Source organism: Leucobacter sp. M11 (genome assembly GCF_035726885.1).
Classification (GTDB): Bacteria; Actinomycetota; Actinomycetes; order Actinomycetales; family Microbacteriaceae; genus JAPFRB01.
The window spans coordinates 147,475-159,426 of the sequence record NZ_JAPFRB010000006.1; the positions used below are offsets into that span (position 1 = coordinate 147,475).

An 11,952-nucleotide genomic window follows, 5' to 3' on the forward strand; every position below is an offset into this window, starting at 1 on the left:
GAAGACCTCGCCCGGGACGGGGCGGGCGACCTGCTCCGCGTCGGTGCCTGGGCGGGCACCGTCACGGGGGAGGCCCTGCGCGAGCTCAGCGCCCCCGGCTGGGTCAGCCAGGACCGCATCCGCGCCTGGCGGGAGGCCCGACCCGGTTTCCCCCTCAGCGCCGACCCCGAGGCCCTGGGCCAGGTGCTCGCACAGGCCAGCGACCGAATCCGCCTCGCCGTCCGGCTCTGGCACAGCGACCTCACCGCATACGCCGACGAGGTCAACGCCGAGATCCTCCGCCGCGAAACCCTGCGGCACCAGGCGCTGCTCGCGGGCCTCGAAGACAGCCCCCTCACCCCCGAGCAGGCCGCCGCGGCCCTGAGCGGCGAGCCGCGGCTGCTCGTGGTCGCCGCCGCGGGCTCCGGGAAAACCGCGACCCTCGTCGCTCGGGCCGCCGTCGCCATCGCCCGCGGGGACGTTCGCCCCGCCGAAACCCTCCTCCTCGCCTTCAACGCCGAGGCCGCGAGCGAAATCCGGGACCGCATCGGCGACCGCTTCCCGCGTGTGGGGCTCAGCGCCACCGGGGTCACCGCGAGCACCTTCCACGCGCTCGCCCTCCGCATCGTCGCCGAGGCCACCGGGGCCGAGGCCCGCCTCGCGGACTGGGTGAGCGACGGGGACCGGGAGCACCTCGCCGACCTCATCCGTGGCCTCTCCGCCCGCTCCGAAGCCTTCCGCGCCGACGTGCAGGCCTGGCGTCGCGGCGAGCCCGGCCGACGCCCCGCGGCCGGAACCCCCGAGGTGCCGCCCGAGGTGCGGCCCACCGGCACCGAGTTGTCCCTGATCCGCTCCGCCATCGTGCACGCCAAAAACAACCGGCTCGACCGCGCGGCGATCATCCGCGCTCTCGACCGGCAGGCTCCCGAGCACCGCGCGCGCGGCGAGCGCTTCCTCCGCGTATTCCTCCCCGTCTTCGCCGCCTGGAACGGGGCCCTCGCCGCCCGGCGCGAGCTCGACTTCGAGGATCTCATCCTCGCCGCGACGGACCTCGTGGCGGCGGGCCGCTGGTCGAGCCCGTTCCGCTCGGTGCTGGTCGACGAGGTGCAGGACACGAGCCGGGCCCGCGCGGCGCTCGTGCGCGCGCTCACCCGGGAACCCGGGGTCCGGTTGACCGCGGTCGGCGACGACTGGCAGTCCGTGAACCGCTTCGCGGGGGCTGACCTCGGGATCATGACCCACTTTGCGGAGGTCTTCGGGGCGGGCCAGCGCCTCTTCCTGGAGCGCACCTTCCGCTTCGGGGCCGAGCTCGCGGCCGCGTCCAGCGCCTTCATCACCGCGAACCCCGAGCAGCTTCCGAAACGGGTGCTCGCGGTCCCCGGGGCCGGGGGCGGGGCCCCGCGCGCGATCGCGGACGGCGGGCCCGCGCTCCGGCTCGAGGTGCTCGGCTCGGAGGGGGCGACGGATCGGGCCGTGCTGGAGCTGCTCCGGGACCTCGACCGTGCGCCCGGGGCCGCCGGACGCCAGACGGTGCTCCTGCTGGGGCGCTACCGCAAGGACCGCGACCGGCTCCGGGAGACCCTGGCGGCGTCCTTCGCGCACCTCAGCGTCCGCTTCGCGACCGTGCACTCGGTCAAGGGCCAGGCCGCGGACACCGTCGTGCTCGTGGGCCTCACCCGCGGCGGGTTCCCGAGCGACCGCGAGGACGACCCCGTGCTCAGCCTCGTCATGCCGGCCGCCGAGCGATTCCCGCACGCCGAGGAACGCCGACTGTTCTACGTCGCGCTCACCCGGGCGCGCAGCCGCGTCATCCTCGTCACGGTTGCCGGGCGCGAATCGCCCTTCGCGCTGGAACTGGCCGACGCGGGCTTCGTCGACCTGCCGGGCACGCTCGGCTCCTGAGCGCACGCGGCACACGGGTTCTGAGGAGCTTTGCTCCAGCCGAATGCGGTTCCTGGATTTCCGTCAGCAATATTACGTGTTTCGACGCTGACCCTAACCCTTGCTTGACTTTGCGTAATCGAAGTGGGAATCTATTGCGCAATGAGTAGATTTATTCCTCATACTTTTCGCAATCAAAGGAGATTTGCATGAGTGCTGTGCGGCAGCTTGCCCCTATTCCCCTGACCCTGGAGAGTCTCCGGGACAAATACGGTCTCCCGTCTGATGAGGAGATGTTTGAGGCCCTGAAGCAAGGATTCACCCTCCCCGCGGCGTTTTATGCAGCCCCAGAGATGGTGCACTTGGAAGAGCAAAAAATCTTTTCTCGGACGTGGCAATATGCCTGTCATGAGTCGCTTCTGGCCAAGCCAGGAGACTATGCCGTAACCAGAGCTGGAGCGACGCCGATTATCATCACGCACGGTCGTGACGGGGAGCTCCGAGCGTTCGTGAACGTGTGCCGACACCGGTTGCACTCGATCGCTCAGGAAAGCGGGAACAAACCCCTGCTGCAATGCCCGTACCACGGCTGGACCTATGGTCTCGACGGTCAATTGAAAAACGCGCCGCGGATGGATCGGGAACCAAATTTCGACTGCTCAGAAATTTCCCTGGTCCCGGTCTCTGTGGAGCGCTGGGACCAATGGGTTTTTGTGAATCCAGATCCGCAAGCTGAACCCCTCGCAAGCGTGACCGCCGAAATTCGGGAGCTGACCGATGGGCTGAACGAGGATCTGCGTGACTACGAATTTGAGGTCCGGCTGGAATACAACATGGACTGCAACTGGAAACTCTGGGCCGAAAATGCGGTCGAGTGCTATCACTGCCCGACGATCCACAAGCAGAGTTTCGGGAAGACATACGAAACCAGCCCCGATGATTACGATATTGAATCGGGCGAGAACACCATCTGGCACACCGGCCCGCTCAAGTGGCTCCCGATGGATGCCGACCCGGCCGGCCTGAAAGGTTTCCGCTTCGCCTTTACGTACCCCTCGTCTTTTTTCGCACTGGACGATTTCGTGGGTTTTATTGGCACCGTGCAACCCATCGATGAGAACCACTGCTACGCATATGTGGATATGTATTCGAAGCCGGGCACGGACCCCGAACTTGTTAAAGCCTGGGTGGAGATGTGGGATCAGACCCTGATCGAAGATAAGCAGGCGACAGACATCCAGCAAGCAGGATACGCGAGCGGACGGGTCCCCATTGGGAGGCTGATGCTCGACAGCGAGAGCCCATTGCAGGCCTTTATGCAAGCAACGTTAAAGCGGCTCGTTGACTAGCAGTCGGCAATGAACGACAACACGCGGGTGGTTTCCGTGCCAGGACGGTGCCAGGGCTACGCGAGCTGCGTGATCACGGATCCCGATCGTTTCGATCTCGGCCCGGATGGTCGAGTCCTCATCCTCAAGCCCGTGATCCAGGCCGGGGAACTAGGGCTTGCGGAGGAAGCAATTCGCGCCTGCCCAGCTGCAGCGTTGAAGAAAGAACTGGAGACATCATGAAGCACGTGGTTATTGTTGGCGCCTCTGTCGCCGGGTATCGGGCAGCTGAAGGCCTCCGTGCCGAGGGGTTCGACGGAGAAATCACCATGATCGGGGCGGAAGATCTCTTGCCCTACGATCGACCGCCCCTGTCGAAAGAGGTGCTGACTGCCGAAGTGTTGCCCACGGTCGACATTGCTGACCCGGGATGGTATTCGGAACACGGCATCACCCTCATGCTTGGGCGACCGGCAACCGGAGTCGACCCCGAAGCGCAGGAGATTCTGGTCGGGGAAACACACATCCGCTATGACGAGTTGATCATTGCAACGGGTGCCCGGCCACGGAACCCCTTCGACGCGCTTCCCAGTGGCGTGATCACCCTGCGCACCCTCGACGATGCGCTCCACCTTCGGAGTGCGCTCGGCCGTGCCCAGAATGTCGCCGTCATTGGTGGTGGGTTTATCGGATTAGAAGTAGCTTCGGCCGTCCGAAGCCGCGGAGCGGAGACCACCGTGATCGAAGCGGCAGACATTCCGCTCGGCAGGAATCTCGGGCCTGAGGCCGCCCACCGGGTCGGGGATATCGCTCGAGGGGCCGGGGTACATCTTCGATGCGGCGTCGGAGTACAGGGATTTCTTGGGGAAACTCACCTCAGCGGTCTCCAGCTCAGCGACGGCAGCGTCGTGGACTGCGACCTCGCAGTCCTCGGTATTGGCGCGATTCCAAACACAGAATGGCTCGAGGGCTCAGGGCTACGCATCGAGCGACTTGGTCTCATCTGTGACGCCAACGGGCGTGCAGCTGACCGCATCTGGGGCGTCGGGGACGTGAGTACTTGGGAGAACCACGCAGGGGAACCAGAGCGGCACGAACACTGGACCAACGCACACCAACAGGCGCAGGTGGTGGTGAAGAACCTCCTCGACGGTGGCCACCGACGAATCGAGTCGGCCGACTATATCTGGTCGGATCAGTTTGGCCACCGTCTCACCATCGTGGGAAACACCTCTCTCTATGACCAGATTTCAGTCCATCACCCCAAGGACGGCTCACTCACAGTGCTCTATGCCCGGGACGGGTTCCTCACTGGCGCCTGCATCGTAGACCAGCCCCGTCTCGCGGTTCAGTGCCGCAGATGGGTGGCGCAAAACACATCAGTTCGTCAGATCCCCGAGTGGAGAGGGGAGGTGCTTGCAGTTTCTTAACGCACGTTTATTCGACGGAACGAAGGTTGGGAATGACAAAAACACATGAACCAGCGGGGAGGACTCCCGCAGAACCAGATCAACCCCGCCATGATCAGTCCGCAATGAGGCGGACGCTCACCTGGCGTGACGGGATGGTTTTTGCTCTGAACATGCCAATTGGACTCTTCCTCACGCTGGGATACACCATCGGGGCGATTGGCGGATGGACGGCCATTATTATCTGGGCCGTTGCGTGCTTCTTTGGTTTTCTGCAGAACAACATTTTCTCTGAGCTTGCGGCAATGATGCCCAACAAATCTGGCGGAATTTCGGTGTACGCCTACGAAGGATGGAAACGCCATTTTGCCCCGTTGGGAGCAATCGCAGCGTTCGGATACTGGATGGGCTGGTCGCTCTCGCTCTCTGTGGAGGGCGTTGTGCTTGGCAACTTGGTGGAACAAGCGTTCTTCCCCCAGAACACGATTGCGCTTCAGCTCCCCTTCGGGAAAGAGCTCGGATTGCCCTATCTCATTGCAATCGGAGCAATCATCGCCGCATGGGCGCTCAACTACTTCGGTATCAAGGTCGCTGCGGGGGTCTCAAAAATCACCGGGGCCCTCCTCGTGATCGGGATCATCATCCTTGTCATCGGACCGCTGCTCTCGACCACCGCAGACTTTGACATCTCCAGGCTGACCTTCACGGGAGAAAGCTCCCCTTTTGACTGGAAAGTCATTGTGGTCTGGTTCTACATCACGGCGTGGACCACCTATGGAACAGAAGTCACTGCGAGTTTTACCGCTGAGTATCGTGAGCCGGCTCGAGACGCATCGAAAGCGCTCCGCCGATCTGGACTGATGATTATGGGTATCTATTTCTTGGTGCCGTTTATGGTGGTCGGAGCGATGGGGGAAGCCGTGATCGGAGCGAACCCGGTGAATTACATTGGGCTAGCGTTCGAACTGATTCTCGGCGATTTTGCCTGGTTGGGGCAGCTACCGATCATGGCGGCTTTTGTTATCGCGATGATGACGGCTACCGCCGACGGTGGTCGATCACTGTATGGGATTGCGAGATCCGGAGGAACGCTGAAACAACTCGGCGTCCTGAACCGATATGGGGTCCCCGGACGGGCACTGACCGTCGACATGGTCATCAACATCGTTGTGCTCATCGTTCTCGGCGAACCGATCGCTATCCTCCTTGCCAGCAATCTCGGTTACCTATCCGCGGTGACCCTCGCTGTTGCGGCATTCGTGCTCCTTCGGCGAGATATGCCAGAGGCCCATCGACCAATGCGGCTGGCGGGGTATTGGGTCTGGATTGCGAGCGCCCTCGTCACCATCAACACCTTCGCCATCATCGTGGGAATCCTCAATCCTGGGCTCACCGGATACGGCGGGATCACGGAAACCATCGTGGGAATTGGCATTCTCATGTTCGCTTGCGTGCTCTGGTGGTATCGCCAGCGTTTCCAAGACAAACAGAAAATTCGTTGGCGAATCCGTGATGAGGACGATAATCTCCTCCACCCATAACCCCACCCGGGTGCCCCTTCACGGGGGCACCCAATCTCTGACCCAATGAGTGGGTACGTTCCATCGGACCCGCCGAGAAAAAAGGAAGAACCATGTCACATACGGGGAACATCGCTGTTGTAACCGGAGCCTGCCAAGGAATTGGCCAAGGAATTGCCCTCAGACTCGCGCAGGACGGCTACCGAATCGCCGTGCTTGATCGTGAAACCTCAACGGAAACGGTCGACCAACTGAAGAGCATGGGGGTGGACGCCTGGCAGACGCAGGTTGATATCTCTGACGCGGAGAGCGTCGCTACCGCATTTCAACGGATGGACGAGGCATTTGGGCCTGCGTACGCCCTGGTCAATGCAGCAGGGATCTTTGCAGACGAGCCGTTTCTGGAGACGACGGTTGAAATATGGGATCGGGTAATGGCGGTCAACGCCCGGGGCCCGTTCCTCGCGTCTCAAGAAGCGGCGCGTCGGATGAAAGAGAATGGCGGGGGACGCATCGTGAACATTCTGTCCACCGCATCGTTCCAGGGCTTTGCCTACGAAAGCGCGTACTGCGCATCAAAGGGAGCGGCGCTCCTGTTTACTCGTACCATCGCACTCGAACTGGCCCAGTACGGAATCACTGTGAACGGGGTTGGCCCTGGAACCGTAGGAACCGCCATGGGTGGCGACTACCTGGATCGAGGGCCCATCGCCGACCACGAAATGGCCAGGACTCCGCTCGCTCGCTTCGGAGAACCCGCTGACATCGCGGAGGCAGTTTCGTTCTTTGCGACGAATGCTCGCTGGACAACCGGGCAAGCACTGTACGTTGACGGCGGATTTGCTGCTGCGGGGCTCCCCCTCCTGAAAGGAATGTAAGCGATGACGAATGCTCCGCAAAAAGAAACGATGAAAGCGATCCGGGTCCACGCCTACGACAACACTCTCTCGTATGACGACGTCCCTACCCCGAGGGTGCAAGATCCCCTTGACGTCCTTGTCCGGGTACTGGGCGCTGGAGTCTGTCGCACCGACCTACACGTCATGGAGGGGCAGTGGCAACAAAAGAGCGGAATACAGCTTCCATACACGATTGGGCACGAAAATGCCGGCGAGATCGTCGCCCTGGGGAGCAACGTCACGAACGTTGCGATAGGAGATCGAGTGATCCTCCACCCCTTGGCGACCTGTGGTCTGTGCTTGCCATGCAGAGCCGGTGACGACGTCCACTGCGAACGGTCGCGGTTTCCCGGAATCGACGCGGACGGGGGGATGGCTGAGTATCTTCGAACCTCAGCTCGAAGCGTGGTCAAACTTGATCCCACTCTGGAACCGGCGGATGTGGCCGCACTCGCCGATGCGGGCCTCACCGCATACCACGCCGTGCGGAAAGCCTCCACGATGCTTCGCCCGGGGCACTCGGTAGCGGTGATCGGCGCTGGCGGGCTTGGGCACATTGGTATCCAAGTTCTCAAAGCGCTCACGGCAGCGCGAGTGATTGTGGTTGATCAGTCCGAGCAAGCATTGGCGCTTGCTCGGGAGATTGGCGCCGATGACACCGTGCTTGCGGAGGGGACGGAGAGCGAGACCGTCAAACAGATCACTGGCGGTGCCGGAGCAGAAGTCGTCCTTGATTTCGTTGGAGAGGGCACGGCGCTCGCCGCAGGTGCGGCCATGCTGAAACGAGCCGGGAGCTACTTCGTGATCGGCTATGGCGGAGAGCTTCGGGTGCAAACGATCGACATCATTAGTGCTGAAACGAACATCATTGGAAATCTCGTGGGGACGTACAACGATTTGGTTGAACTGATGGCGTTGGCAGCGCAGGGGAAAGTTACCCTGCACACGGTGAAATACCCCATGTCAGGGTTTCAGCAGGCCTTCGACGATTTGAACTCGGGGCGGGTATCTGGACGGGCCGTGTTAGTACCGGATGCGTAGCACGGTCCAAGGCTTCCGGGGAGGGGCACTCGCCTGCTCCTCCCCGGAAGCCTCGGTCGGGGGCTCGGGAAAACCACGCGCAAGCGTTGCCGGTGGTGCGCTGGTTCGATAGTGTGAAACCTTCGACAGTCCGGCACGCCAAGGGTGGACGCCGGAGGAAGAACACAGGACCCACATGCCCAATCTGCCCACACCGTCCTCCGAATCAGCGGACCGTTCGGCCGGGGATCCTCAGCATCTCAACGACCGACAGGCACCGGATTCCCTGGACCAGCAGATTTTGGGTTTGCTCCAGACTGATGGGCGGATGTCATACCGAAAGATTGCCCGCGAACTTGATGTTTCCGAGGGAACAATCCGATTTCGGGTGAACCGTCTCCAGGACTCTGGCGCACTCACCATTATTGCGATCGCCGACCCGTTCCAGATGGGGTACCGGATCCTCGCCTTTGTGTTGTTGCGGTCGGCCCCAGGGAAACAGGCAAGTGTGATTGAGGAAATCTCTACGTGGGATGAAGCCACCTATGTGTCCTCCCTCGCGAGCACTTCCGATATCTACTTCCAGTTTGTCAGCCGAGACAACGATCACCTGAACGAGATCTTGCACGAGCGGATTGCCGGAATCGACGGGGTACTCAGTTTTGAAACCCACATGGAACTGAAAATTCACAAGGTGTCGTATGGGTACCCGATTATGAGGTTCGGCCAGAAATAACACAGTGGTCGTTCCCTCTCGGGCGGTGACACAGATGAACCGGTTTTCGATGCCGGTGTACGCTGAACCATGCGCTGGCCACCGCCGGCGCGGTGAGTACGACGCCGATTCAACGCACCAAGGAGAACTGCTGTGGGACTCTTTCGCATCAACCTGACCGTTCCGCCCGAGCGTCTGCCGCATGCGGCTGACGCGCCGAAGAAGCCCGGGTTGTGGAGCGATGGCTTCGGCCGCGTGGGCACCCGGAGCGTCCAGATCCTCGCGGTGCTCGCCCTCGTCTCGCTCGGGGTGTTCGCGATGACGCGGCTGAGCCTGCTCATCATCCCGCTCGTGATCGCGCTCATCGTCGCCTCGGCGATGCACCCCGTGGTCGAGTGGATGCGCTCGAAGGGGATGCCCTCGATCCTCGCGACCTGGACCACCCTGATCGGGGTGATGGTGGTCATCGGCGGCATCGTCTGGCTGATCGTCGCCCAGGTGCAGAACCAGTGGGAGGACCTCGCGGAGTCCGCGACCGAGGGCGTCAAGACCCTCTGGGAGTTCGTCAAGCACCTGCCGTTCTCGATCTCTGAGGACCAGCTCGACGACCTCATCAAGACCGCGACCGACTTCCTCACGAGCAGCCAGTTCGGCAGCGGCGCGATCGCGGGCATCTCCGCGACCGCGAGCTTCGTGACCGGCCTGATCCTCATGGTCGTCGTGCTGTTCTTCTTCCTGAAGGACGGCCCCAAGATCTGGGAGTTCCTGCTCCGCCCCTTCCACGGCGAAAGCTACGCCCGGGCCCGCCGCATCGGCGACAAGACGGTGACGACCCTCGGCGGCTACGTCCGCGGCACCTCGACCGTGGCCGCGGTCGACGCGATCGGTATCGGGGTCGGCCTCTGGATCCTCGGGGTCCCGCTGGCGCTGCCCCTCGCCGTGATCGTGTTCATGACGGCCTTTATCCCGATGGTGGGCGCAACGCTCGCCGGGATCCTCGCGGCCCTCGTCGCCCTCGTGGCGAACGGCCCGGTCGCCGCGGTCATCGTCGTGGGCATCGTGGTCCTCGTGAACCAGCTGGAGGGCAACTTCCTGCAGCCGATCGTGATGGGTCGCTCCCTGAAGCTGCACGCGCTCGTCATCCTGCTCGCGCTGACCGCGGGCACCGTGCTCGCGGGCATCGTCGGCGCGGTGCTCTCCGTGCCGATCGCAGCCGTGGCCTGGGGCATCATCTCCGTCTGGAACGGCGAAAACGAGCCTGCCTACCCGATGAAGCAGAAACGCTCCGAAACGGTCTAGTCCGCGGACTCCAGCGCCGCCCCGAGGATCAGCTCGGGGCGGTGCCAGAGCAGCGCCCCGCCGGAGCCGGACACGATCCGGCGGCTCGCCCCGGGAATCCGGCTCGCCAGCGTCTCGCCGAGGTCGGGCGAGTGCCCGGTATCGGCCGCGCCGAACCAGAGCTCGACGGGCAGCTCGAGATCCGCGAGGGGGAGCCGCCACGGGCTCATCGCGAGCACCGTGTTGCGGGCGTAGCCCGCGCCCCCGGCGCGCAGGGCATCCTGCACGACGGCAAGGAAGCCCGCCCGGAAATCCGGGTCCTCGTAGACCGCTGCGTCCTCCGGGGCCACCTGCCCGAGGACGAAATCACAGAAGCCGCCCGCGGTGAAGCCGGAAAACAGGGCCTCGCTGCCGAGGGGGTCGGCGGCCACCCGGTCGATCAGTTCCCGGAAATCCTCGGGGAGCTGGGCACGGGTCGCGGGCAGCGCGACCTCGTCCGCGGGAGCGGCGAGCACGAGCCGGGCCAGCGGCCAGCGGGTCGCCAGGGCAAGGGCGAAGGGCGCGCCCTGCGAGTTCGCCACCACGGGGATCGGCTCGTCGCTCAGCTCGCGCGCGAGCGCGGCCAGGTCGTCCGCGACGGAGCCCAGGCTGTGCCCGGGGTGTGGGGAGGACGCCCCGAGCCCGGGGCGATCCACCGAGACGAGACGCACCCCGGCGTCCGCGAGCAGCTCCGGCCCGAAGCTCATGAGCCTGCCCGAAGCGGCCCCGGGCACAAAGAGCACGGGCCGACCGTCCGCGGGGCCGAACTCGGCGCTCGCGAGCACCCGGCCGTCGGGCAGGGCGAGGCGGCGCTCGCGATCCGGATGCGGGGACACAAACACGGGGGACTCGTCTCGTCGGCCCCCGCGCGGCGGAGGGAGGGGCAGGGCACCAAAAAGCCTAGCCGCCCGCCCCGCCGCCCGCGGAACCGCGCGAGCGCCTAGGCGTCGAGGCGCAGCACGTAGCTGCGGAACTCGTGATCCTGCTGCCAGCCCTGCGACTCGTACAGCGCCTGCGCCCGGGTGTTCGTGTGCGCCGTGAACAGCTCCAGCTGGGTTGCGCCGCGCTCGCGACCGAACTCGGCCGCGCGGTTCAGCAGCGCCCGCCCGGCTCCCGAACGGCGGGCGTTCGGGTCAACAAACAGGTCGTAGAGGACATAGCAGCGCGTCGCGTCGAGCGAGTTGAACGCCGGGTAGAGCTGGGTGAAACCGATGACGGCGTCGCCGTCGAGGGCGAGGAAGACGGTGGACTCTCCGTTCCCGATCCGGTCGGCGAGGTAACCGCGGGCCAGCTCGGGGTCGCTCGGCAGCAGGTAGAACTGGCGGTAGGCGTCAAAGAGCGGGGTCAGCGCGTCGAGGTCGTCGACGGTGGCCTGGCGGACGGAAACGGGGGTGGGGGATGCGGTCATGGCTTCCTCTTGATCTCACGGTGTGCCGCCGAAGCCGGCGGGCGACCCAGCGGGGCCGCACTCCCAGCATCCCCGAGGAGCGGCCCGGTGGACAGTCCGTTTCTGGCAGGATTGACCGGACCGCTTCTCTCGTTGCTTCCCCGTCCCCGAGGAGGACCCGTGCACCGCCTGCCCCAGCTCAGCCTGCGCCGCGACCGCGACCTCTCCCTGGCAGCCCAGCTGGTGGCGCAACTGCGCGAGCTCATTCTGCGCGGTGAGCTGGGCACGGGGGAGCGGGTCCCGGGCAGCCGCGCCCTGGCCCAGCAGCTCGGCGTCGCCCGGTCGGTCGTCGTGACGGCCTACGAACAGCTCCTCGGCGAGGGCTTTCTGGAGGCGCGCCCCGGCTCCGGCACGACCGTCGCGGCGGGGCCCAGCCGGGTCGTCCGGCACGGCCTGGCAGAGCCGAACCGGTCGAATCCGCGCCGCGCGGATCGTGC

General features: G+C 64.3%; 12 protein-coding genes and 1 pseudogene. 11 read left to right on the forward strand and 2 right to left on the reverse strand.

The window, feature by feature from the left end; translation table 11 throughout:
• The 10 genes and pseudogenes from OOT08_RS17755 to OOT08_RS17800 all read left to right on the forward strand — a co-directional run.
• Positions 1 to 1,881, forward strand: a 1,881-nt coding sequence (locus tag OOT08_RS17755) for a UvrD-helicase domain-containing protein (RefSeq protein ID WP_325094190.1), incomplete at its 5' end; no start/stop codon positions are given.
• A gap of 188 nt (positions 1,882 to 2,069) precedes the next feature.
• Positions 2,070 to 3,209 (forward strand): aromatic ring-hydroxylating oxygenase subunit alpha, encoded by a 1,140-nt coding sequence (locus tag OOT08_RS17760; protein ID WP_325094191.1) that lies wholly within the window; start codon positions 2,070 to 2,072, stop codon positions 3,207 to 3,209.
• A gap of 9 nt (positions 3,210 to 3,218) precedes the next feature.
• Positions 3,219 to 3,431, forward strand: a complete 213-nt coding sequence (locus OOT08_RS17765) for a ferredoxin (protein WP_325094192.1) — start codon at positions 3,219 to 3,221, stop codon at positions 3,429 to 3,431.
• The gene (locus tag OOT08_RS17770; protein ID WP_325094193.1) at positions 3,428 to 4,618 is read left to right on the forward strand and encodes an NAD(P)/FAD-dependent oxidoreductase; all 1,191 of its coding nucleotides are present in this window, start codon (positions 3,428 to 3,430) and stop codon (positions 4,616 to 4,618) included. Before OOT08_RS17765 ends, OOT08_RS17770 begins: the two co-directional genes overlap by 4 nt.
• Before the next feature lie 134 nt (positions 4,619 to 4,752).
• Positions 4,753 to 6,138 (forward strand): APC family permease, encoded by a 1,386-nt coding sequence (locus OOT08_RS17775; protein ID WP_442916284.1) that lies wholly within the window; start codon positions 4,753 to 4,755, stop codon positions 6,136 to 6,138.
• Positions 6,139 to 6,230: 92 nt separating this feature from the next.
• A complete protein-coding gene (locus OOT08_RS17780) occupies positions 6,231 to 6,995 on the forward strand; it encodes an SDR family NAD(P)-dependent oxidoreductase (RefSeq protein ID WP_325094194.1) in 765 nt (254 codons plus the stop codon).
• 165 nt (positions 6,996 to 7,160) lie between these two features.
• A pseudogene (locus tag OOT08_RS17785) lies at positions 7,161 to 7,376 on the forward strand (alcohol dehydrogenase catalytic domain-containing protein); the annotation flags it as partial.
• A gap of 45 nt (positions 7,377 to 7,421) precedes the next feature.
• On the forward strand, positions 7,422 to 8,057 hold the full coding sequence (locus OOT08_RS17790; RefSeq protein ID WP_325094227.1) for a zinc-binding dehydrogenase: 636 nt from the start codon (positions 7,422 to 7,424) through the stop codon (positions 8,055 to 8,057).
• Positions 8,058 to 8,232: 175 nt separating this feature from the next.
• Positions 8,233 to 8,772 (forward strand): Lrp/AsnC family transcriptional regulator, encoded by a 540-nt coding sequence (locus OOT08_RS17795; RefSeq protein ID WP_325094195.1) that lies wholly within the window; start codon positions 8,233 to 8,235, stop codon positions 8,770 to 8,772.
• Positions 8,773 to 8,904: 132 nt separating this feature from the next.
• Positions 8,905 to 10,050: an AI-2E family transporter gene (locus OOT08_RS17800; RefSeq protein WP_325094196.1), complete on the forward strand. Its 1,146-nt coding sequence runs from the start codon at positions 8,905 to 8,907 to the stop codon at positions 10,048 to 10,050.
• On the opposite strand, the gene OOT08_RS17805 is transcribed toward OOT08_RS17800, so the two are convergent.
• Both OOT08_RS17805 and OOT08_RS17810 read right to left on the reverse strand, forming a co-directional pair.
• Positions 10,047 to 10,910 (reverse strand): alpha/beta fold hydrolase, encoded by an 864-nt coding sequence (locus OOT08_RS17805; RefSeq protein ID WP_325094197.1) that lies wholly within the window; start codon positions 10,908 to 10,910, stop codon positions 10,047 to 10,049. The genes OOT08_RS17800 and OOT08_RS17805 overlap by 4 nt on opposite strands.
• 98 nt (positions 10,911 to 11,008) lie before the next feature.
• Positions 11,009 to 11,476, reverse strand: coding sequence for a GNAT family N-acetyltransferase (locus tag OOT08_RS17810; RefSeq protein ID WP_325094198.1), 468 nt, complete (start codon positions 11,474 to 11,476; stop codon positions 11,009 to 11,011).
• Between the two features lie 159 nt (positions 11,477 to 11,635).
• On the opposite strand from OOT08_RS17810, the gene OOT08_RS17815 reads away from it, so the two are divergent.
• Positions 11,636 to 11,952 (forward strand): winged helix-turn-helix domain-containing protein (locus tag OOT08_RS17815; protein WP_325094199.1); only part of this gene is annotated, 317 nt, incomplete at its 3' end.